This window comes from Allomuricauda sp. F6463D, from assembly GCF_023015965.1.
Classification (GTDB): domain Bacteria; phylum Bacteroidota; class Bacteroidia; order Flavobacteriales; family Flavobacteriaceae; genus Flagellimonas.
In genome coordinates, this window is record NZ_JALKAN010000003.1 from 212,846 (window position 1) to 235,841 (window position 22,996).

General features: G+C 38.7%; 23 protein-coding genes. 9 read left to right on the forward strand and 14 right to left on the reverse strand.

The annotated features are described in order from the left end of the window. Window positions 1-90 precede the first annotated feature (90 nt). A complete protein-coding gene (locus MWU56_RS14655) occupies window positions 91-1,434 on the forward strand; it encodes an aspartyl protease family protein (RefSeq protein WP_247045621.1) in 1,344 nt (447 codons plus the stop codon). A gap of 61 nt (window positions 1,435-1,495) precedes the next feature. Here MWU56_RS14655 and MWU56_RS14660 read toward each other — a convergent pair whose 3' ends face one another. Continuing rightward, window positions 1,496-1,882: a DUF1573 domain-containing protein gene (locus MWU56_RS14660; RefSeq protein WP_410548946.1), complete on the reverse strand. Its 387-nt coding sequence runs from the start codon at window positions 1,880-1,882 to the stop codon at window positions 1,496-1,498. Window positions 1,883-2,080: 198 nt separating this feature from the next. On the opposite strand from MWU56_RS14660, the gene MWU56_RS14665 reads away from it, so the two are divergent. The 5 genes from MWU56_RS14665 to MWU56_RS14685 all read left to right on the forward strand — a co-directional run bounded on the left by MWU56_RS14665 (window position 2,081) and on the right by MWU56_RS14685 (window position 9,425). After that, window positions 2,081-4,705 carry a valine--tRNA ligase gene (locus MWU56_RS14665; protein ID WP_247045623.1) on the forward strand — a complete coding sequence of 875 codons (2,625 nt, stop codon included), beginning with the start codon at window positions 2,081-2,083 and terminating at the stop codon, window positions 4,703-4,705. Window positions 4,706-4,809: 104 nt separating this feature from the next. Then, complete coding sequence (locus tag MWU56_RS14670; protein ID WP_247045625.1) at window positions 4,810-6,198, forward strand: Gfo/Idh/MocA family protein; 1,389 nt, start codon at window positions 4,810-4,812, stop codon at window positions 6,196-6,198. 13 nt (window positions 6,199-6,211) lie between these two features. Further along, window positions 6,212-7,264 (forward strand): GHMP kinase, encoded by a 1,053-nt coding sequence (locus MWU56_RS14675; protein ID WP_247045627.1) that lies wholly within the window; start codon window positions 6,212-6,214, stop codon window positions 7,262-7,264. Window positions 7,265-7,269: 5 nt separating this feature from the next. Next, window positions 7,270-8,103 carry a sugar phosphate nucleotidyltransferase gene (locus MWU56_RS14680; RefSeq protein WP_247045629.1) on the forward strand — a complete coding sequence of 278 codons (834 nt, stop codon included), beginning with the start codon at window positions 7,270-7,272 and terminating at the stop codon, window positions 8,101-8,103. 53 nt (window positions 8,104-8,156) lie between these two features. Beyond that, a complete protein-coding gene (locus MWU56_RS14685) occupies window positions 8,157-9,425 on the forward strand; it encodes a sterol desaturase family protein (protein ID WP_247045631.1) in 1,269 nt (422 codons plus the stop codon). Here MWU56_RS14685 and MWU56_RS14690 read toward each other — a convergent pair. Genes MWU56_RS14690 through rsfS form a run of 6 tightly spaced genes read right to left on the reverse strand, consistent with a single transcriptional unit; the run spans window position 9,422 to window position 14,134 of the window. Further along, the gene (locus MWU56_RS14690) at window positions 9,422-9,685 is read right to left on the reverse strand and encodes an acyl-CoA-binding protein (protein WP_247045632.1); all 264 of its coding nucleotides are present in this window, start codon (window positions 9,683-9,685) and stop codon (window positions 9,422-9,424) included. The genes MWU56_RS14685 and MWU56_RS14690 overlap by 4 nt on opposite strands. Then, window positions 9,675-10,343, reverse strand: coding sequence for a phosphatidylserine decarboxylase family protein (locus MWU56_RS14695; protein ID WP_247045634.1), 669 nt, complete (start codon window positions 10,341-10,343; stop codon window positions 9,675-9,677). The genes MWU56_RS14690 and MWU56_RS14695 overlap by 11 nt, the downstream gene beginning before the upstream one ends. Further along, the gene (locus MWU56_RS14700) at window positions 10,333-11,136 is read right to left on the reverse strand and encodes a phosphatidate cytidylyltransferase (RefSeq protein ID WP_247045636.1); all 804 of its coding nucleotides are present in this window, start codon (window positions 11,134-11,136) and stop codon (window positions 10,333-10,335) included. The genes MWU56_RS14695 and MWU56_RS14700 overlap by 11 nt, the downstream gene beginning before the upstream one ends. 4 nt (window positions 11,137-11,140) lie before the next feature. Next, window positions 11,141-11,749: an LUD domain-containing protein gene (locus tag MWU56_RS14705; protein WP_247045638.1), complete on the reverse strand. Its 609-nt coding sequence runs from the start codon at window positions 11,747-11,749 to the stop codon at window positions 11,141-11,143. A gap of 51 nt (window positions 11,750-11,800) precedes the next feature. Continuing rightward, window positions 11,801-13,750, reverse strand: coding sequence for an ATP-dependent zinc metalloprotease FtsH (gene ftsH / locus MWU56_RS14710; protein WP_247045640.1), 1,950 nt, complete (start codon window positions 13,748-13,750; stop codon window positions 11,801-11,803). 6 nt (window positions 13,751-13,756) lie between these two features. Further along, the gene (rsfS, locus tag MWU56_RS14715) at window positions 13,757-14,134 is read right to left on the reverse strand and encodes a ribosome silencing factor (RefSeq protein WP_247045642.1); all 378 of its coding nucleotides are present in this window, start codon (window positions 14,132-14,134) and stop codon (window positions 13,757-13,759) included. Window positions 14,135-14,217: 83 nt separating this feature from the next. Between rsfS and MWU56_RS14720 the strand changes: the two genes are divergently transcribed. After that, window positions 14,218-14,961 (forward strand): biotin--[acetyl-CoA-carboxylase] ligase, encoded by a 744-nt coding sequence (locus MWU56_RS14720; protein ID WP_247045644.1) that lies wholly within the window; start codon window positions 14,218-14,220, stop codon window positions 14,959-14,961. On the opposite strand, the gene MWU56_RS14725 is transcribed toward MWU56_RS14720, so the two are convergent. Together MWU56_RS14725 and pyrE are read right to left on the reverse strand one after the other, a co-directional pair. After that, the gene (locus MWU56_RS14725; RefSeq protein WP_247045646.1) at window positions 14,955-15,353 is read right to left on the reverse strand and encodes an SRPBCC family protein; all 399 of its coding nucleotides are present in this window, start codon (window positions 15,351-15,353) and stop codon (window positions 14,955-14,957) included. The genes MWU56_RS14720 and MWU56_RS14725 overlap by 7 nt on opposite strands. A gap of 9 nt (window positions 15,354-15,362) precedes the next feature. After that, window positions 15,363-16,001, reverse strand: coding sequence for an orotate phosphoribosyltransferase (gene pyrE / locus MWU56_RS14730; RefSeq protein ID WP_247045648.1), 639 nt, complete (start codon window positions 15,999-16,001; stop codon window positions 15,363-15,365). Window positions 16,002-16,008: 7 nt separating this feature from the next. On the opposite strand from pyrE, the gene MWU56_RS14735 reads away from it, so the two are divergent. Further along, window positions 16,009-16,608, forward strand: coding sequence for an NUDIX hydrolase (locus MWU56_RS14735; protein WP_247045650.1), 600 nt, complete (start codon window positions 16,009-16,011; stop codon window positions 16,606-16,608). Here the strand turns inward: MWU56_RS14735 and MWU56_RS14740 are convergent. From MWU56_RS14740 to MWU56_RS14760, 5 genes are all read right to left on the reverse strand, one after another. Beyond that, a complete protein-coding gene (locus MWU56_RS14740; protein WP_247045652.1) occupies window positions 16,601-18,373 on the reverse strand; it encodes a M14 family metallopeptidase in 1,773 nt (590 codons plus the stop codon). The genes MWU56_RS14735 and MWU56_RS14740 overlap by 8 nt on opposite strands. A 70-nt stretch (window positions 18,374-18,443) precedes the next feature. After that, window positions 18,444-18,857 carry a response regulator gene (locus MWU56_RS14745; RefSeq protein ID WP_247045654.1) on the reverse strand — a complete coding sequence of 138 codons (414 nt, stop codon included), beginning with the start codon at window positions 18,855-18,857 and terminating at the stop codon, window positions 18,444-18,446. After that, window positions 18,844-20,670 carry a PAS domain-containing protein gene (locus tag MWU56_RS14750; protein WP_247045656.1) on the reverse strand — a complete coding sequence of 609 codons (1,827 nt, stop codon included), beginning with the start codon at window positions 20,668-20,670 and terminating at the stop codon, window positions 18,844-18,846. The genes MWU56_RS14745 and MWU56_RS14750 overlap by 14 nt, the downstream gene beginning before the upstream one ends. Window positions 20,671-20,863: 193 nt before the next feature. Then, window positions 20,864-21,319, reverse strand: a complete 456-nt coding sequence (coaD, locus tag MWU56_RS14755; protein WP_247045658.1) for a pantetheine-phosphate adenylyltransferase — start codon at window positions 21,317-21,319, stop codon at window positions 20,864-20,866. A gap of 33 nt (window positions 21,320-21,352) precedes the next feature. Continuing rightward, a complete protein-coding gene (locus MWU56_RS14760) occupies window positions 21,353-22,327 on the reverse strand; it encodes a D-alanine--D-alanine ligase (protein ID WP_247045660.1) in 975 nt (324 codons plus the stop codon). A 79-nt stretch (window positions 22,328-22,406) separates the two neighbouring features. Here MWU56_RS14760 and MWU56_RS14765 point away from each other — a divergent pair, with 79 nt between their 5' ends. Continuing rightward, entirely contained in the window at window positions 22,407-22,994 is a 588-nt protein-coding gene (locus tag MWU56_RS14765; protein WP_247045662.1) for a PASTA domain-containing protein, read from the forward strand. The last annotated feature ends 2 nt before the right edge of the window (window positions 22,995-22,996 follow it).

A 22,996-nucleotide genomic window follows, 5' to 3' on the forward strand; every position in this document is an offset into this window, starting at 1 on the left:
AATAATTAGTGGATTATTGATATGTTAAATAAAAGTGGCTTTTGGCTTAAAATTGTTATATTTAATAAGTATGATTAATTGATATTAAGAATGTTAAGGAAAAGTATTGCTTTTTTTATGCTTTTATGGTTAGTGCCTCTTTTTACGATGGCGCAAGGATTCAACTTGCCAAAAGGTAAAAAATATCAAAAAATCAACTTTGAACTTATCAATAACCTAATTATAATACCAGTTGAGATCAATGGAACAGAACTCACCTTTATTTTAGATTCAGGAGTAAGCAAGCCGATACTTTTTAACCTCTCTGACTCCGACTCGGTACCTATCAACAATGTTTCTGAAGTTACTATTCAGGGATTAGGTGAAGGACGACCCATGAAAGCCTTGAGTTCCAAAGGAAACGCTTTCAGTTTTGGAAAAGCAAAAAACTATTCACAAGATCTTTATGTGGTTATAGATAAGAGTATAAACTTTTCAACATCTTTAGGAATTCCTGTACATGGTATCATGGGCTACGATCTTTTTAGGGATTTTATTGTTGAGGTCAATTATGGAGCAAAAAAAATAAAACTGCACAACCCTGAACTTTATACCTATAAGGATAAAAGGAATAGACAAACAATCCCTTTGATTGTGGAAAAGCGAAAAGCGTATGTTGAGGGAACTGTATTAATGAAGGATACAGCAAATATACCAGTCAAGTTGCTTGTGGATACAGGTAGTAGCGATGCACTTTGGTTGTTTCCAGAACAGAAAAAAGGATTGGAAATTCCGGAAAAAAATTATGATGATCACTTGGGACGAGGTCTAAGTGGAGATATTTTTGGCAAGCGAAGTAAAATAAATGGCGTTCGAATCGGGGAATATCTACTGGAAGAAGCGAAAGTTGCATTTCCCGATCGAGAATCTTTCCAAGGTTTGGATAATTTGGGTGACCGCAACGGCAGTTTAGGAGGTGAAGTGCTTAAGAGGTTCAATATGGTCTTTGATTACGGTAGAGGATTGGTCACTTTAAAAAAGAATGGAAATTTTAAAGAGCCATTTCATTATAATATGGCCGGGATAGATTTACAACACAATGGACTTCGATATATAGCAGAAAGTATTGCCGATGTCAATGGTGTTGTTAAAGGCGATGGAAAGGATACGTTTGGCAATGTCAAAATAATGTTGGAAAATAAGACAAAGCTGAGCTTAGTGCCCGAAATTGTGGTTTCCGGTATTCGCGCAGGTAGTCCGGCAGCAGAAGCAGGTTTACGCGAAGGAGATGTTATTTTGGCTGTTAATGGGAAAAGAGTTCATCAGTATAAGCTACAGGAAATCCTTAAAATGATCAATGACAAAGAAGGAAAACGCATTAAATTGTTAATTGAAAGATATAATCAAGATTTATTGTTCTCTTTTGTTCTTAAAAAAGTCTTTGATGATGACTAAAAAATTAAAGCCCCAAAATCCAATTGGATTTTGGGGCTTTAAACATATAATTTTCTTCTTCTTATTTTGCTCCGGAATTCTTTACGGTTCCCTTAATTTTTAAAACTTTGGTGGGAGTATCCGCATTAGAGGTAACAGTAATGGCCTTTCTAATTGGGCCAACCCTGTTAGTATCATATTTCACTTCGATTTTGCCAACTTTGCCAGGCATAATGGGTTCTTCCGGCTTTTTAGGAATAGTACATCCACAGCTAGATCTTACATTGCTGACCACTAAAGGAACATTTCCGGTATTGGTAAATTCAAATACTCGGACACCATCACTACCTCTATCAATTTCTCCATAATCAATAGTCTCGCTCTTAAATTCGATTTTAGCAGTTTCTTGAGCATACACCCCTAAGGATAAAAGCCCTACAAACAGCAAGAGTACAGTTTTTTTCATCATTTTTGGTTTTTGGGTGAACTTCAAATGTAGATGTTTTGATACCTGCATCCAAAATTCTTTTGTTATAGAATAACGTTACTTATTTTTGTTTCGTATTTCTGGATTGGTTCTCCACCGAAGAATTGCAAAAAATTAACATTTAGCTTCCTTTTAAAAAGAACCAATCACAGTCCAAATAAACAAAAACTATACCGAAAAATGGAAATCCCATCAAAATATGACCCTAAAAGGGTTGAAGAACACTGGTATGCCTACTGGTCCGAGCATGATTATTTCAGCTCCAAGCCAGACGAAAGGGAGCCCTACACCATAGTAATACCCCCGCCAAATGTTACTGGAGTGCTTCATATGGGCCACATGCTCAACAATACCATCCAAGATGTACTGATTAGAAGAGCAAGGCTTTTAGGAAAAAATGCGTGTTGGGTACCGGGAATGGATCACGCTTCCATTGCTACCGAAGCCAAAGTGGTTGCTAAGCTGAAGGCAGAAGGTGTTGATAAATCAAAGTTGTCCCGAGAGGAATTTCTTAAGCACGCTTGGGATTGGACCAATGAGTACGGTGGTGTTATTCTTCAACAATTGAAAAAATTGGGATGTTCATGTGATTGGGACCGCACCAAGTTCACTATGGATGACGATATGTCTGCCTCTGTAATTAAAGTCTTTGTGGATTTGTACAACAAAGGTTTGATTTATAGGGGGTACCGAATGGTGAACTGGGACCCAGAGGCCAAAACAACCCTTTCCGATGAAGAGGTGATATATGAAGAGCGACAAGGAAACCTCTATTATTTATCTTATGCTATTGAAGGTTCTGATGAAAAAGTGACCATCGCCACAACACGTCCAGAGACCATCTTGGGGGATACTGCCATTTGTATAAATCCAAACGATGAAAGATACCACCATTTAAGGGGCAAAAAGGCCATTGTGCCAATTTGTGATAGGGTAATACCAATTATTGAGGATGATTATGTCGATGTAGAATTTGGTACGGGATGCCTTAAGGTAACCCCGGCCCATGACGAGAACGATAAAAACCTTGGGGATAAGCACAATCTTGAAGTGGTCGATATCTTTAATGAAGATGGAACCCTTAACTCTTATGGGCTACACTACAATGGAAAAAATCGCTTTGTGGTTCGCAAAGAAATCTCAAAGGAATTGGAAGAAAAGGGATATTTGGTGAAAACTGAACAACATATCAACAAAGTTGGAACCTCAGAAAGAACCAAAGCGGTTATAGAGCCTCGACTTTCGGATCAATGGTTTTTGAAAATGGAAAATCTGGCAAAACCTGCCATTGAAGGTGTTTTGGAGACAAAAGATGTCAAATTGTATCCTTCCAAGTTTGAAAATACCTATCGCCATTGGATGGAAAACATAAGAGATTGGAACATTTCCCGTCAATTATGGTGGGGACAACAAATTCCAGCCTATTATTTCGGAGATGGTAAAGATGATTTTGTGGTTGCGGAAACCCCGGAAGAAGCATTGGAGTTGGCAAAAGCTAGAAATTCAAATATTCAACAATCGGATCTACGTCAGGATTCAGATGTACTGGATACATGGTTCTCTTCTTGGTTATGGCCCATTAGTGTTTTCGGCGGTATATTGGAACCAGATAATGAAGAGGTCAATTACTATTATCCTACTAGTGACTTGGTTACAGGACCCGACATTTTGTTTTTCTGGGTAGCCCGTATGATTATGTCTGGATATGAATATCGTGGGAAACGACCTTTTGAAAATGTCTACCTGACCGGATTGGTTCGTGATAAGCAACGTAGAAAAATGTCCAAATCGCTTGGTAATTCGCCAGATGCACTAAAATTGATAGAAAATTTTGGCGCCGACGGTGTTCGTGTAGGACTTTTATTGAGCTCTGCTGCAGGTAACGACTTATTGTTTGATGAAGCTCTATGCCAACAAGGAGCCAACTTTACCAATAAAATATGGAATGCGTTCCGATTGGTGAAAGGATGGGAAGTTGCAGATTTACCCCAACCCCAAGCCTCACAAAAAGGCATTGATTGGTACCAAGCAAAACTCAATAAGACTTTGGTGGAAATTGAGGACCACTTTTCCAAATACCGAATTTCCGACGCATTGATGGCTAGCTACAAATTGGTCTGGGATGATTTCTGCTCTTGGTTATTAGAAATTATAAAACCTGAATATCAAAAACCAATTGATCGAGCCACTCATAAAGAGGTGTTGCGTCTTTTTGAAGAAAATCTGATATTGTTACATCCCTTTATGCCATTCTTAACCGAGGAAGTATGGCAGCATATTGCAGAACGTACCCCGGAAGAAGCTTTGATAGTCGCCAATTGGCCAGAAACCGAAGAAGTGGACAATGCCTTGATTGCCAATTTTGATTTTGCAGCAGAAGTAATTTCTGGAATAAGAACCATTAGAAAGGAAAAAAATATTCCTCAAAAAGATGCATTGGAACTTTTTATGCTGAATACGGAAGGTATGGACAATCAAATGGATGCCATTATTTTAAAATTAGGGAACATTTCAAAAATGGAAGCTGTTGATTCCAGTTTGGATGGGGCCCTTACATATAGGGTGAAAAGTAACGAATACTTTATTCCAATCAGTGGAGCTATCGATGTGGAGGCAGAAATAGCCAAGATTACGGAAGAGCTAAATTATACCAAGGGATTTTTGAAGTCTGTGGAAAAGAAATTGAGCAACAAACGTTTTGTGGACAATGCGCCAGAACAAGTGGTTACCATGGAACGTAAAAAAGCTGCCGATGCCGAAGCAAAAATAGAGACTTTGGAAAAAAGTTTGGCAAGCTTAAAATAACCTTATGGTTAAAAGATTATACTGATTTTAAAAAAGGGAAGCTTGCTTCCCTTTCTTTTTTTTTCATACTTTGGAACAGAAGAACCACAATGCCTTGTTCACCTATGAAAAACCTTGATAGAAGAAGTTTTATCCAAAAAACTTCATTGACCGCAGCTGCGGTTACCATTGTACCAAGTTATTTGAAAGCCAATTCAGAAAGACCCTTCTCTTCAAAGTATATGGGTGGGTTCGCAGCTCCTAAATTGGATAAGGTACGTGCTGCATTTATTGGAGTGGGGGCCAGGGGCGGAACCCACGCTAAGTTTTTAGCCGCCTTGGAAGGAACCGAAGTGGTCGCTATTTGTGATCTTTATGAAGATTTGGTAAAGGAAAAGACGCAATGGGTGCAAGAAGCTGGTGGTAAGGATAGGCACAAGAATATAGCTCAATATTGGGGTGAGGAAGACCAATGGCGGACCATGCTTATAGAAGTCCGGCCCGATGTGGTGTTCATTGCCACTAATTGGACCAATCATGCCCCAATGGCCATTGGGGCCATGGAACATGGGGCGCATGCTTTTGTGGAGGTGCCAATCGCAACCACAATCCAAGATATGTGGGATATAGTGGATACCAGCGAGCGCACACAAAAACATTGCATGATGTTGGAAAATGTAAACTATAGCAGAGATGAATTGATGTTTCTTAATATGTGCAGGCAAGGTACAATTGGTGAAATTCTTCATGGCGAAGCAGCCTATATTCACGAATTGCGTTGGCAAATGGAAGAACAGGACCGAGGTACAGGCTCATGGAGAACCCATCAATATGCCAACAGGAACGGGAATCTTTACCCTACGCACGGCCTTGGACCGGTGGCACAATATATGAATCTGGCCCGACAAGAAGACACCTTTGGCAGTTTGGTCTCATTCTCCACTCCGGCAAGAGGGCGCGATTTATATGCTGAAAAAAATTATCCCACAGACCATAAATGGAACCAACTCAATTTTAAAGGAGGAGATTTGAACACTTCCATTATAAAAACTGCTTTTGAAAAAACCATTATGGTGCAATGGGACGAAACCAGTCCCAGACCCTATTCAAGATTAAACTTAATACAGGGAACAAAGGGGATTTTGGCAGGTTTCCCAACACGGGTAGCTCTGGAGGGTGGGGTAGAAGGTATAACTAAAGACCATCATTCCTGGGTGCAAGGGGAACAACTTGAAAAATTATATGAAAAATACGATCATCCTTTGTACAAGCGATTGAACCAAGCTGCGAAAGGCAGTGGACATGGTGGGATGGATGGCATAATGGTGTATCGTATTGTTGAATGTTTACAAAAAGGATTGCCTTTAGATCAGAACGTGTACGAAGGTTGTCTGTGGAGTGCTGTTTCTCCATTAAGCGAGCGTTCTGTGACCAGTGGTGGTGCACCGCAACCATTCCCGGATTTTACCAGAGGCAATTGGAAAGAGACAACTCCTTTGGAAATTATAAGTTAAGTAGACCAAACCAATGATTGAAATAAAGGTTCCTGCCCGAATCTGTTTTTACGGAGATCATCAAGATTATTTAGGGCTTCCAGTTATTGCGGGGGCTATTGATAGGTATATATCGTTAAGAGCAACCCCGAATACTGATAAAAAATATGTTGTCCGACTTTTGGACCTGCAACAAGAGTTATCCATCGCATTGAATGATAATCTACAACAAATTCAACCTGATGATTACTTCCGGTCGTCCATGGTTGTTTTAAAGTCACAAGGCTTTCAGTTTGGACAAGGTTACAATATCGAGATTTCTGGAAACATCCCCGTAAACGCTGGACTTTCCAGTTCATCTGCCTTGGTGGTGGCCTGGATTCGTTTTTTGGTGGCAACTCACGGAAAATCAGATCAGATTTCAGATTATCAAATTGGGAGATGGGCCTATGAGGCCGAAGTTTTATTTTTTGATCAACCCGGAGGTTTGATGGACCAATATACCATTGCACAAAAAGGACTTATTTATATTGATACCCAAGGCGGGAAAAGTACACGTCTTAATGCAAACCTTGGTAAACTTTTGGTGGCCGAGTCCGGAGTGCCCAAAAAAACTTTGGAAGTGCTCAAAAATGCCCGAGTGTACGCGCAAAGTGCGGTGGATGCTATTAAAAAAATACATCCCGAGTTTGTATTGGAGCAAGTACGAATAAAGGATTACGATAAATATAAGGGCCTTGTTCCGGAACAGCTTCGAGGATATTGGTACGCCACTATTTATAATTATCATATCACCTTGGAAGCAAGAAAAGAACTTTTAAAATCGACCTCTGATATTCATAAATTGGGAGATTTAATGAATCAACATCAGATAATCCTTCAAAAATTTATCAAGAACACGCCGAAAAAAATGGTAGAGATGATGGATGCGGCCAGAGATGTTGGTGCTATTGGAACTAAAATTATTGGTTCCGGAGGTGGAGGTTGTATGGTCGCAATGGTGGATGATAAAGCAGAGGAAAAAGTAAAACAGGCGTTTTTGGATAAAGGAGCCAAGGCTGTATATACAGTTGAATTAACAAGTTAATCAGAATGGAGAATAAGAGTTTAGTTATTATGGTCGGTGGAGCATCTTCGCGAATGAAAAGGAGCTTAAAGGCTATAAACGACCCAAAAGGGGTTATGGACAATATTCCCCATAAAAGTTTGATACCCGTGGGTAAGCATGGAAAACCGTTTTTATACTATTTGGTAAAGAACGCTTTAGAAGCAGGGTACACTAATCTTTTTTTGATTACCAGTCCTGAAAATCAAGTGTTTCAAAATTTGATTGATAATGGTGGCTTACCATCAGGCATCGAAGTGTTTTTAGCAGTTCAAAACGTTACTGCAGGAAGAATAAAACCGTTGGGAACGGCGGATGCATTACTACAATGTTTAGATCAGTATCCAGAATTAAAGAAAGCCACTTTTACCGTTTGCAATGGGGATAATCTTTACTCTGTCGGGGCTCTAAAGGATTTGCGAAAAGAGAGAAATGCCCCCCATGCACTTATCAGTTACGGAAGTTCGGGATTTGAGTATAACGATGAGCGTATTGCAAAGTTTGCCGTTATGAATATTTCATCAGAAGGGTTTTTACAAGATATTATTGAAAAGCCCAATATGAAAGATGTTCCCAAGTATAAAGATGAATCGGGTGAGCTTAGGGTGAGTATGAATATTTTTAGTTTTTTGGGTGAAGCCATATATCCTTATTTGAATAATTGTCCTATCGACCCTGTTCGCGATGAAAAGGAATTACCGAAAGCCGTCGCTGTTTTGGTGGGTGAGCATCCTAAAAGCGTATGTTGTATTCCTCGTTCAGAGCACATTCCAGACCTAACCGATGCCAACGATATACAGTTATTTAAAAATTTAGAGTAACTTAATAGCGTATAATCCCATTCTTGTATCGAGCAACATTTAATTTTTTTGAAATGGAATCGTATGCAACGGCATTGTTATATGCTACACCATTTTTTATCGGCCTTGTACTTATTGAAATACTTTACGGGCGTTTTGTAAAAGATCAGAAACACAATCTGATGGATACCGTGAGCAGTCTAAGCTCTGGATTAACCAATGTGGTAAAGGATTCACTGGGCCTTGTGGTGATACTGGTAAGTTACCCTCTTTTATTGGAATATTTGGCGCTGATTGAAATAAGGGCAACTTGGCTGGTCTGGGTGGTGGCATTTATTGCATTGGATTTTGCTGGATATTGGAATCACCGATTGAGTCATCATATCAATTTTTTCTGGAATCAGCATGTAATCCACCATAGTAGTGAAGAATTCAATTTGGCATGTGCCCTGCGTCAACCTATATCCAATTTATTGGGGTATTATGCTCTTTTGTTGATTCCAGCTGCACTTTTAGGAGTTCCTGATAAAGTAATTGCCGTATTGGCACCGATACACTTATTTGCCCAATTTTGGTACCATACCCAGCATATAGGTAAATTGGGGGTTTTGGAATATGTAATCGTTACACCTTCACAACATCGTGTCCACCATGCCATTAATACTGAGTATATAGATAAGAATCTCGGCCAGATTTTTTGTGTATGGGATCGAATGTTCGGTACGTTTCAGGAAGAATTGGATGAGGTCCCACCACAGTATGGTGTACTTAAACCTGTAAATACATGGAACCCCATCATTATAAATTTTCAACATTTGTGGCGTTTGATCAAGGATGCTTGGAGAACCAAAAATTATTGGGACAAAGTACGGATATGGTTTATGCCCACGGGTTGGCGGCCACCGGATGTAATTGAAAAATACCCTGTTACAATTATTGAGAATGTTTATGGTTTTAAGAAGTATCGGCCTGAAGCATCCACTTTGCTAAAGGCCTATTCGCTCTTTCAGTTAGTTGCAACTACTTTTTTAATGTTATTTATGTTCTATAATTACCAAGAAATAGGTTTTGATGGCCTGCTATTGTTCGGAGCTTTTATTTTTCTGGGTATTTTTGGATACACCACACTAATGGATGGCAAAAAGTATGCGGTTTGGATTGAAGTGATCAGAGGTTTGAGTGGGTTGGCGTTGATTTATTTCACCAATGACTGGTTTGGCATAAATGACTACTTTTTATTAGGGAAATATATCGTAGCAATATATTTGCTTAGTACTGTTTTCGGGGGAATTTACTTCACCTATTTCGAGAAGTCTTTTGCAACACCAGATTTGGCGTCCTAGTTTGATTTTAACTCTTTCTCTACCAGTGCAACATATTTTTCCATAGCTTCTTCGACGCTTATTCGTTTGGCCTGAAACAATGCGTTAGCCTTAAATGCATTGATAAGGGGGGTTCTGCTTCCGGGATTGTCAAAATTTTTATTGGCAATCTTAAAATAGGCGTATAGTTTCAGTAACAGATCTGCCGGTAGCGGGTCGGTATAGTCGTTAACAAAGTTAACGGCGTCGTTAAATCTTTTATGCAGGTCTTCACTGATCATCCAATGGTCTTACAGAAGCAATGCACGTAAGCGCACCAACAACTTTTTGGTTCAATTCAACGGTAATGTCACAATCAAGTGGCAATAACAAGTCTATTCGTGAGCCAAATTTTATAAAGCCTGCATCCTCCCCTTGGGTCACTTGCTCGCCCTCTTCTGCATAATTTACAATTCTACGAGCCATTGCCCCAGCGATTTGTCTATATCCAATTTCACCGAATTTAGGTGTGTGGAGAATTATCGTGGTGCGTTCATTTTCGGTACTGGATTTTGGATGCCATGCCACTAAATATTTTCCAGGATGGTATTTGGAATAGGTTACGGTACCACTCGCAGGATAGCGGGTCACATGTACATTGGTCGGGGACATAAATATGGATACCTGCTTTCTTTTTTCTTTAAAATATTCGGTTTCCTCCACTTCTTCGATAACCACTATTTTGCCGTCGGCTGGCGCCAATATTTCATCAAAATTGGGAGTCACCAATCTTTTGGGGTTTCTAAAAAATTGAAGTATGGCTATTAAAACGAAAAGTGCGGCAATCTGCACTACATACCGAATCCATTCCACATCAATGTAATATTGTGCGGCTAAAACAGCTGCAACCACCAAGAAAAAAGTGGTAATTATAATTTTTTGCCCCTCTTTATGAAACATTGGAGAATATATTTAAAATCAAATATGCAAAAGGTGCAGCAAATACCAAGCTATCCAATCGGTCCCAAATTCCGCCATGTCCGGGTAATATAGCTCCGCTATCCTTAACCCCGGCCATTCGTTTAAATTTAGATTCCAATAGATCACCCAAACTTCCTGCGACCACAATTAAACATGCCATTACCATCCACTCTGTCAAGGAAAGCCTTGTTTCGTGCCACGATAAAAAATAAGCGGCCAATAATGCAAAAATAAGACCTCCTGCAGAACCTTCAATGGTTTTTTTTGGTGAAACTGAAGGAAATAATTTTGTACGCCCTAAAGTTCGGCCGACCAAATAGGCAAAAGTGTCATTGACCCATATCAAAATAAAGATTCCCATAATCAGAAATTGAGCAAAACTATCTTGCTTATAGGGTATCATGGTTAAAAAAATACATCCGCCACCAATATAGAAAAGTGCGATAATAAATTTTTGGAAGTTGGTAAACTGTCTTCGCTTTTTTGAAAAAAGGAACATCAGCAGGGCCAAATCCACTGTAATGGTGCAAATCATTAACAAATTTATTGCTACGCTATCGTTTGTTAAATAAATGAATATCCACCATAAAGCCAAATAGGCTACGAATACATAGTACCCTTTAAGCTTTACGATTCTTTTAAATTCGTAAAGACAGGCCAATCCAAAGGCCATGAAAAGAAAGTCGAATGCATCTGAACTCAAAAAGACTGCGCCCAATAGAAGTACCACATAAATTACTCCTGTTAGGGAGCGTCTTAAAATTTCTCTCATGTATTTAGAAATCTTCTAGAAGTAAAAGATATACATTTTTTGATGCACTTCCATAGGAAAGAAAATCATCCTTATTTTCGGCAGTGGGTTGAAAATGTTTTAATGTGGTAATATTGTTTGGAATGTTTCCTTGATATCTCTCTTTGATAACTTTTAAAGCTTCACTAATAGAATCCACCAATTGGCTTGTCGTGGCAAATACCACTAGGTTGGATGGAAGTTCGTCCAATTTTTTTTCTTTGATTTGATTGGAACAAACTAAAATAGAACCGTTATGGGCCACCAAATGCTCACAGGTAGTAAAAAAAATATCACTTTCGCCACGAGTATTGGTAAATTGAAGGTTTTCTGTCGAAAACCGAGTTTCCAGTCTTGGGTCCATTGAATAAAAAAGGTGGTGTTTCCAATCATTTTCCGAAATAATATTTTTCAGTGCTTCTGAAACTTCGGAAAAGTCCTCACAGTAAATAAATTTTCCACCATTTTTTTTAAAATAGATGGTAAACTTTTCATCCACAGGAATTTTTAAATCTGGCATATGATCGCCACGGGTTTCCGTAGTTTCTTTAGAAACCTTTTTTCCTCCTCCGAAAAGTTTTTTAAAAACTCCCATTTATGGCATTGTGTTCTATTCTAACGAATCAACAAAACTTTTTTATAGTTCTTATTTGACAGGCTCTAATTCTTCTTCTTCTTTCTCAAAGGGTCTTTGACCAAAAATCTTTTCTAGATCGTCCTTAAAGATAACTTCTTTATCCAATAGCCTTTCCGCTAATTCGGTAAGTTTATCTTTATTGTCTTCTAATAATCTAATAGCCCTGTGGTATTCTTTTTCTATAATTTTAGATATCTCTTGGTCTATTTTCTGAGCTGTTTCTTCACTATATGGTTTGGTGAAACCATATTCGTTCTGTCCTGAAGAATCGTAATAGGTAATGTTCCCCAATTGCTCATTAAGACCATAAATGGTTACCATGGCACGCGCTTGTTTGGTGACTTTTTCCAAATCACTCAATGCACCTGTGGAGATTTTTCCAAACATTACTTTTTCCGCTGCTCTACCTCCCATAGTGGCACACATTTCGTCCAACATTTGTTCTGGTCGAACGATTAAGCGTTCTTCCGGTAAATACCAAGCAGCTCCCAATGATTGACCACGCGGAACAATTGTAACCTTTACCAATGGGGCGGCATGTTCCAGCATCCAACTTACTGTAGCATGGCCTGCTTCGTGGAATGCAATGGTTTTCTTTTCATCTGGTGTGATGATCTTGTTTTTCTTTTCCAATCCTCCGACAATTCTGTCAACAGCGTCCAAAAAGTCTTGCTTCGTTACTGCTTTCTTTTCTTTACGGGCGGCGATAAGAGCAGCTTCGTTACAAACATTTGCAATGTCTGCCCCTGAGAAACCTGGGGTTTGTTTGGCCAAGAAGTCAAGGTCCAAGGTCTCTGCGGTTTTTATAGGTCTTAGGTGTACTTCGAAAATTTCTTTTCTTTCGTTCAAATCTGGTAGATCCACATAGATTTGACGGTCAAAACGTCCTGCTCGCATCAATGCTTTGTCCAATACGTCGGCACGGTTGGTCGCCGCAAGTACAATTACATTGGTGTTTGTGCCAAAACCATCCATTTCTGTCAACAATTGATTAAGGGTGTTTTCCCTTTCATCATTGGAACCAGTAAAGTTGTTTTTACCTCTTGCGCGGCCAATGGCATCTATCTCATCAATAAAAATAATGGCAGGGGATTTATCTTTTGCTTGCTTGAACAAGTCCCTTACCCTTGATGCTCCTACACCTACGAACATTTCAACAAAATCCGAACCAGATAGTGAGAAAAATGGAACTTTGGCCTCACCTGCAACGGCTTTTGCCAATAAGGTTTTACCTGTACCGGGAGGTCCTACCAATAGTGCTCCTTTAGGTATCTTACCACCTAATGATGTGTATTTGTCAGGATTTTTAAGAAACTCAACAATTTCTTGAACTTCTTCTTTGGCTCCTTCCAAACCGGCAACATCTTTAAAGGATGTACGTGTATCTGTTTTTTCATCGAACAGTTTGGCCTTGCTTTTTCCAATATTGAAAATTTGGCCACCTGCTCCACCTCCAGCCCCTCCGGACATTCTGCGCATAAGGTATATCCAAATACCAATAATTAGCGCAAAAGGGAGTAATGTCAGAAATATTTCGCCGATTACGTTGGATTCCGTGTCAAATTCCACGATGGTATCCAGATTGTTCTCTTTTTTGATCTCTGTGATTTCATTTTGAAAAATCTGCAGATCACCATAATCAAGGATATATTGGGGAACCAAACCGGATGAAGGTAGTAGCGGTTTTTCGGCTACACCTTTGTGCACATCTTTGGCCAATGCTTCTTCGGTGAGGAATACCTTGGCTTGACGTGTGTTTGTAATGATGACGATTTTGGAAATGTCGCCATTGCGTAAAAATTCCTGTAATTCGGATGTTGTGGTTTTTTCCGTACTTGAAAAACTACTTCCACCAAAAAATTGGAAGCCAATAATTAATGCGATTACCACACCATATATCCACCACGAGTTAAAACGTGGCTTTTTCGGGGTATTATTTGGATTGTTTTCTTTTGCCATTTTTTCTTAAGAATTGTAACTGCTTTCTACCATAGTAACCTTGGCATCTCCCCAAAGTCCTTCAATATCATAGAATTCCCTAATGTGTTTTTGAAATACATGCACTACAACATTGACATAATCCATTAACACCCATTCGGCATTTTCTGAGCCTTCTATATGCCATGGTTTGTCGTGTATGGCTTTGCTTACCTTTTTTTGGATGGAAGAAACAATTGCGTTTACATGCGTGTTGGAAGTACCGTTGCAGATAATGAAGTAGTCGCAAACTGTATTTTCGATTCCTCTAAGGTCCAGTAGATTGATATCAACACCCTTAACGTCTTCTATTCCTTCTAATATTAAGGCAATCAATTCATCTGCGCTAGCTTTCGTTTTCTGCATTCAAAAATTTTAGTTTTTTACAAAGTTATGTTTTTTTTGTTTTCTTAGCCCTAGTTTTTAACAATTCATAAAGGCTTACATCATTGGGAAAACATTTTCAAATACTCAAACTTGATGCCACGGACTCCACAAATTTATATTTAAGGGGATTGTTGCAATCCGAAAATCCATCGGAATATACCGTTGTGGTTACCGATGAACAGCTCAAAGGCAGGGGGCAAATGGGGACTGTTTGGCAGTCTGACAAAGGTAAAAACCTTACGTTCAGTGTGTTGAAAAAATTTGATAGTCTGCATGTCCAACATCAGTTTGTTTTAAATATCGCTATTTCATTGGGGATTTGTGATGTGTTATCTGAATGTTTTTTACCGAATGTCAAAGTGAAATGGCCCAACGACATAATGTCAGGTTCAATGAAAGTTTGTGGTATTTTAATCGAAAATGTGTTAAAAGGGCCTTTTATAAATCATTCCATCATTGGGATTGGCTTAAATGTTAACCAAACCGACTTTGAAGCATTGGGCAAGGCTTCTTCCCTAAAGAAAATAACTGGTCAACATTTTAATCTTGATGAACTTCTTCACAAGATTTTGGAGCGGCTAAGGTTTTATTTGGAAAGTATTGAGGCCAACACGGTTGCCCAATTGGTGCCAGCCTACGAAAGCATGCTTTTTAGAAAAGATAAACCATCAACTTTTAGAGACCCTTTAGATAATAATTTCATGGGTTACATTCGCAACGTATCGCCATCGGGCAAACTGGTGGTCGAATTGGAGGATAAGGTGTTCAAGGAGTTTGATTTGAAAGAGATTACCTTGCTTTATTGACCTATTTTGTCCATGTTGTTGGATAGGGTTCCAATAAAATTGGTAATAGGTGTTTTAATCATCATGGCCATCATAGCATTGAATTCGCCTTCAAAGCTCAATCCTACCTCACTATCATTTTCTCCCAAACGTGTGATATCGGCGGTTAATGTAAATGGTAGCTTATCACTTGCTGCCCCTAAGATCACTTTTTCGTGAGGGTGCTGTTCCTTGAGTCTCAATACAATTTCCGGCATACCTTTTAGTGCAAACTTGAAGGTGTTTTCGTCCAACACTTCAAATTTATCAATATTGTCGGGCATTAAGGTTTCAAAGTTTTTGATGTCGGACAGGAAATCAAACACTTCCTTGTTGCTTTTAGCTACTTTCTTTTTTGGAGATTCAATGTGCATTGTATAGTATTATTTCCATTCTTGTGGATTGGATTTCCACTCTAATAATGTTTGTAATTGGGATTCTTTTATGTAATTGGTGTCAGAAGCCTGCTCAATTAGGTTCTCGTAATCGGACAAGGTGTGCAGTTCTACGTCTTGTTTTTTAAAATTTTCCGTAGATACAGGAAACCCATATGTAAAAATAGCAATCATTCCTTTGATGTCCGCTTGTTCCTCCTTTAAAGCCTTTACAGCATTTAAACTGCTGTTACCGGTACTAATCAAATCTTCGATCACTACCACACTTTGCCCTGGCTCAAAATATCCTTCAATCTGGTTTTGTCTGCCATGTTCTTTAGGCTTTGGCCTTACATATACGAAAGGTAGTCCAAGTGCTTCGGCAACCAAGATACCGATTCCGATGGCCCCAGTAGCGACTCCGGCGATCACATCCGGCTTTCCGTAAAGCTTTTCCACTTGTTTGGCTATTTCTTCCCGCACAAAATTCCTGACCATGGGGTAAGAAAGCATAATCCTGTTGTCACAATAAATTGGAGATTTCCAACCAGAAGCCCATGTAAAAGGATTTTCAGGTTCCAACTTTATTGCATTAATTTGTAATAACAGCTCGGCTGTTTTTTTTGCGATTCCCTTATCTAAAACCATTGCGCAAATGTATGAAGTTTTTGTTAATGAGGCCCCACTGATTTTAACAAACAAGAGACCCCAGGATTCCGATGACAATTTGTTTTCTTTGGATGGTGATTCTATTGTTGAGGCTATTCGACTATTGTCCAAAAAGAAACTGGATAAAGCATATCTGTACCATCCTGATGAGGAAAAAATACTAAAGCTTTTTATGCACAAGATTCCCGTGGTGGTTGCTGGGGGCGGATTTGTGATAAATAAAAAAGGGAAAGTCCTCTTTATTTATAGAAATGGAAAATGGGATTTGCCCAAAGGAAAAGTTGACAAAGGGGAATCTATAGAGCGTGCGGCGATTCGTGAGGTGGAGGAAGAGACCGGGGTGAAGAACCTTATAATCGATAGGTTTCTTCATACTACCTATCATATATTTAAAAGAAATGGGGAGTATCGCTTAAAGCAAACACATTGGTTTGTTATGTCGACCGATTACAAAGGGAAATTGGTGGCAGAAAAATCTGAAGGCATCAAAAGAGTAAAATGGAAAGGGCCTAAAAAAACCAAAAAGGCTTTAAAGAACTCTTACCATAACGTTAAAATTTTGTTCGAGGATTGGCCATTTAATTAGGAAGCAAACCTGAGGCACTGCTATTTTTTGCTATCCTGAAAATGGGGTAGGTGCGATAGGCATCTTCAAAATGTTCGGAGCGCTCAAAAATCCAATTTAATTGTGCATACCAGTTATTGGCAAAATTAAGGTCGGATTCTTTTCGTGTTTTAAACTCTTTTAACAATATAGAATCGTTTTTTAGCATTTCCAGTGCAACATCTTCAAAAACATAGGGGGAGAAACCTTCTTTACGCTGTAATACGGTATCAAAAAAATTCCAATTAAAGAATGAGTCTACACCTTGTGGCTCCAGCGTTTCCATGAGATACCTAATTCCTGGTTGATGGGTAGGCACCAAAAGATCACCTATTTCTAAAGGGACTTCTTTTATGCTTTTCTCCACCTGGGTGTTGGAATGGAGGTAATGCCCCTCGTAAGGTGTGGTCCTGGTGTCAAAATCCTTTATTTTATATGCTTCTACAGATACAATAGTGTCTTTTTTTATAGGCGAATACTGAATTTTATTGGCATCCAAACGTTCGATTACTTTTTTCCAGCTTCGTTTTACAATGTAAGCTTCCGGCACTTCAACAGTATCTGCGGGGTAAAAATAATCTTGGTATATTGTTTCTTTGGTAAAAGGCTTGTCACGGTTATATTTTATTCTTGGAAGCCCGGTTACTTGGCTTGTGATTTTTTCCGCTTCGTAACCCTTAAAATTGAGTACAGAGCTTTGAGTAGTGTCCACTTTCCAGTTAAAGTAATATTCAGAAAGATTTAAATTATTTGCAAGTGTTTCTTTTCGTAAGGAAGTAATATTGTCATGCTCAACTTCAACTACCTCGATCAGGCTGCGCATTAGTTCGTAGGTTCCCTCGACACGTTGTTTGTATGGTTTAAGCATGTGGGTTTCTACCATAAGGCCCAAAGTACTCCAAAGGGTTGTATAGCCGGTAGAATATCTTGGGTGGTCCATGAATTGGCTGAAACCCATTTCTGGAGACACATTAAATACATTTACATAAGGCGTAATATCCCATTCTTTTTGAATCAATGAACTTTCAAGACCCGGCATTAAGGTGTTGTGCAGGTATGCGCCCAATTTTCCACCCAATTTATTGTGCTGGGTAAAAAGATGGGTTAGAATATATTGGTAATCTGCTCCATTGCTAACATGGTTGTCAACGAATACATCAGGTTTCACGATGTGGAAAATTTGAGCGAACGTCTTAGCATTTTGGGTATCCATTTTTATGAAATCCCGGTTAAGATCATAATTGCGCGCATTTCCTCTAAAGCCATATTCCAAAGGACCATTTTGGTTGGTCCGTGTAGTGGAGTTCCTATTGTGCGCACCACCTATGTTATATATTGGAATGGTTACCAATACCGTATTTTTGGGCATATCCACTTTGCCTGTGGCCAAATCCCTGTAAAGCATCATGGTGGCATCTATACCATCGCTTTCACCTGGGTGAATACCATTGTTTATAAGTATGATGGATTTTTCCTTACGAATATTTTCATAGTTAAAATCAGCATCAGGATTAAATGTTATTGTGTGCAGTGGGTAGCCACTGTCGGTTTTACCGATGGTGCGAATATTGATTTCCGGAAAGTCTCGGGCAAGGGTAATGTAATAATCAATGGTTTGCTGATAGGTAGCTGTTTCTTTACCGTCCGATTGTTCATATTTGGTCGGATATGAGGATTTTTCATCTTGTGTTTCGGAGTCACAGGATATGAAAATGATCAAGGCTGTAATAAAAATGATATGCTTCAAAATATCTTAGGAACTTTAGTTTGCACAAAAACATGTGCCTGGCAGTACCAAAAATACAGAATAAAATAATTTAAGAGGCTACATCCATGCAAACAAGATCGTTGGTTTCAATTTTAAAAATGGGCTTGTTCTTAAACTTGAGTGGATGTGGACACTTATCTTTAAAGGTGTTCCATTTTTCATAATCCAAAGGATCAATGGATGAGGTAATTAAATTTATAATGATTTGTTTCTTTATATCAAGGGAAATCAGTTCATCGAGAAAATCCCAACCGTCCATTATCGGCATGTTGATGTCAAGAAATATCACCTCTGGCATATTCATTCCTTTTGCTTGCCTATCTTTAATTGCATGGAATGCCTCAAGACCATTTTGAAAAATTTGTATATCGTCACAGCTGGTAGCAGAATTCAACATTTTTTTGATGCCAAATACAGTGATGGGATCATCATCCACAATAAAAATACAGCTAATTTTCTTCATTAAAATACACGTTAAATGTAGTGCCTTTGTCAACTTCACTCTGCACTGTTATACTTCCTCCCATGGCCTCTATTTGGTTTTTTATAAGGTAGAGACCAAAACCTTTTGCGCCTTTTCTTTTATGGAATGTTTTGTACATGCCAAAAATTTTGTCACCGTGTTTATTTAAATCTATTCCCATTCCGTTGTCGGAAATGCTTAGTAGCAATTTTTCTTTTGATTTTATGGCATTGATGGTGATAATTGGTGTTCTATCAGGGTTCTTATATTTGACAGCATTGGAAATAAGGTTTCCAATAATACTGTCCAAATAAGAAGGTACACAGCTAACCTCAATGTTTTCAGCAACATTGTTTATGATTTGGGCATCGTTGCTTTTCAAATAATCGGATAGATTGTACAAAGCCTGGGAAATAGTATATTTAAGGTCAATAGGTTTTTTGATTTCCGGAGATTTGGTATTTATGTCCACCACTTGGTTTAGGTTTTCCATGGTTTCCAATAGGTTGTCCGATGCGCGGTTGAGCATTGTAATAATTTGCTTGCGCTCCTCCATATCCTTTTCAGCCTTCAAAAACTCAAGAAGCATTGAAAAATTGGCAGAATGGGACCTTAGATTATGTGAAACAATGTGTGCAAAACTGATAAGTTTTTGGTTTTGTCTAGAAGTAACTGTAATCAGGTTTCGTAATTGTTCTTCCTTCTTTTTCAGTGAAGTGATGTCCAAACTCATCCCGATAAGGCCGCATACTTTTCCTTCCAAATCAAAATATGGGATTTTTGAAGTTAGAAAATAAGTTGTTTTCCCATTAAGTTTACTTACGGTCTCCTTCCCTATCATAGGGGTAAGGTGTTTCATGACCTGGATATCCTCATTCCTCGATATTTGTGCTTCCTTATCCTTGTATAGGTCGAAATCGCTCTTACCAATAAGTTCATCCGCATTTTTGCTGAAGTAATTGCATTCCCCCTTGTTAACCAACACCTTTCTGGACTCCAAGTCTTTCACATAAACATTTAACGGTAGACTATCTACCAAGGTTGAAAGTAGTTGCTGGTGTTCTTTTACCCTGGTTTCGGCTATTTCTTTATCGTGAATGTCCTTGATTGTCCCGAATACTTTGCTAATTTTTCCATCCTTTACAAAAGGTTTTCCAGTTATGCGCACCCATCTTTCCTCACCGGTAAATGTAACCAACATAACCTTGGTGTCGTACGGTTGATGGTTGGCAATAGCTTTGTGAAAAAGCATGGAAACTTTATTTTGACAATAGCCTATCTTGTAAAAATCAATCGCTTCAATGGTGGTGGGTTCGTAACAATCTGGAACTTGATGTATTCGTTTGGTTTCCTTGCACCATAAAAGCTCATCTTTCTCTACGCTATATTCCCACCAGCCAGTTTTGGATACTTCAACTTTGGTTTCCAATACATTGGTTAGCCAGTTTAGCTGTTCTTCTTTTTCAACTTCAGAGGTGATGTCGTCGGTCTGGATTATAGTCCCGATCACATTTTCTTTTTCATCAAACCAAGGTGCGAAATAACTCTTAAAATGGCGGGTTTCCCGGGTATTCTCTATTTTGTGATGGACGGTGAACGGCTTTTGTTCTTTAAGTTTTTTTTTGAGGTTAGAAATTTCTGGGTATAACTGAAACACTTTGGTGTCGATAGTTTCATTTTGTGGTGGCAAACTAAAAATACCCAACCAGGAGCAGGATGCATCGAGCAAAATTCCTTTCTTACATAGAAGTGCGGTTGCCTTCGGCAACTGTTTTAGTAAGTAAAATTGATTGACTCTCTCTAAGGATTTCAAACTCGGGGTTGTTTAAAAAACGTTACACTTCTAAGAAATATCTGACCAAACTATAACTATCAAATCACCTTACAGATTTATTGTTGTGAAAACCATAGGAACTGTTGTATTTAACCAATTGATAATGGTTTGTTATAATTTTACAAAGTAGGAAAATACCTATAATATATTTAAAATGCTAATTGTTGCTGATTTATTTTACACTTACAGTATCTGGGACTAAGCCGGTGTAGTCTCCACCATTTCTAATTACATCACGGACAATAGAAGAGCTTATATAGGACTTGCCAGAAGATGTTAAGAGAAAAACCGTTTCAATTTCGGAAAGCCTACGATTGGTATGGGCAATAGCTTTTTCAAACTCAAAATCGGCGGGATTTCGCAATCCCCTTAAAATAAAATTTGCATCAATTTTTTTGCAAAAGTCTACTGTCATTCCCTTATATGTAGTTACTTTAATCTTAGGTTCGTCTTTAAAAGCTTCTTTAATAAAGTCGATGCGATCCTCTAAAGAGAACATGTATTGTTTTTCCGCATTTACCCCAATGGCAATAACCAATTCATCGAACAGGGTCACGCCTCTTTTTATAATATCATAATGGCCTAAAGTAAGTGGGTCAAAAGATCCTGGGAACAATGCACGTCTCATGTTATGGAATAAAGTTTTTTAAAAATACGGTTTCTATCGCAAAGCTTCAACAATGGCAGTGTCAAAAAGTTCTGAAAGGGTAATTCCTGCCGTTTTGGCCTGTTGTGGTAATAGGCTTTCTTCTGTTAGGCCGGGAGTTGTGTTTACTTCAAGAAGGTAAGGCTCGTCACCGATAAAAATGAACTCACTTCTCGAATACCCTTTTAAACCCAAAACTTTATAAATATATTTTGCCATTTCTTTTACCTTGGACTCTTGTGTTTCGGAAATCCGGGCTGGTGTTATTTCTTGGGATTTTCCCATGTATTTGGCCTCAAAATCAAAAAAATCGTTTTCCGAAATAATTTCAGTCACCGGCAACACGGTTACTTCTTTATTATGTGTAATCACTCCTACGGAAACCTCCGTTCCGTCCAAAAATGACTCGATGATGATTTGATTATCCTCCTTTAAAGCATTGGTTATGGCGGCATTTAAATCTTCTTGTTTGTGGACTTTGGAGATTCCGTAGCTACTGCCTGCCCTGTTCGCTTTTACAAAGCAAGGAAGGCCAACCTTGTTTATGATCGCTTCTTCATCAATCTTTTGCCCTTTGTTTAAAAAATAAGATGTGGCGCACAGGATTCCATAGGGTTTCAGTGCGCTCAAAAGATCACGTTTGTTAAAGGTGAGCGCTGCCTCGTAATGATTACACGAGGTTTGAGGGATTTTCAATAGTTCAAAATAGGCTTGCATTAGACCATCTTCACCTGGAGTTCCATGGATGGCGTTGAATATACAGTCAAAAAGCACCTTTTTACCATTGATTTTAATACTGAAATCTGATTTTTGCAAGAGGTGCTCCATATTTGCATCATCAAGGTAAAACCATTTTTCTTTGGTGATCACTATTCTATACGCATTGTACTTCTTTGTATCCAGATATTTATATACCACATTTCCACTTTTAATGGAAATATGGTGCTCGCTGGAATAGCCGCCCATAATAATGGCAATGTTCTTTTTCATTGACTTGTAAAATATCGCAAAGCCAAAATAAAGAAAAAAGGGTTGGCTTTCCTATATTTGTCCCATTAAGGTGAAATACATGAAGAATTTTTTCAACTTTTTAAAGAGCAAGACTTTATTGATCCAACTGGGATTGGCTTTAGTGGCTATTTTGGTTTTGGTGTTTGTTGCCCTGCAATGGCTCAAGAGTACAACCAATCACGGTGAATTTGTCGAGGTACCGGATTTTTCAAAAATGTCGGTTATGGAGATGCGAAAGACAGTTGAGGAAACAGGGCTTCGATATCAAGTATTGGATTCTTCCAATTATAATCCAGATTATCCAAGATTTTCCATATTGGAACAAAATCCACCTGCAGGCAATAAGGTAAAGGCTAACCGTAAAATATATTTTACGGTAAACCCATCGGGTTATAAAAAAGTCAGTGTACCGGATATTATACAGGTAACCCAACGTAATGCAACATCCATGTTAAGAGCCGTAGGTTTAGATGTGGAACGCGTTACTTATATTGACGAGTTGGGCAAGGATATGGTTTACAATATGAAATTTAAAGGGAAATATGTAAAGCCAGGCGATCGATTGCCCAAAACCTCCAAAGTGGAGTTGATATGTGGAAATGGCACCATTCCCGGTAGTGCTAGGGTCAAGGCAGATTCCCAATAAAC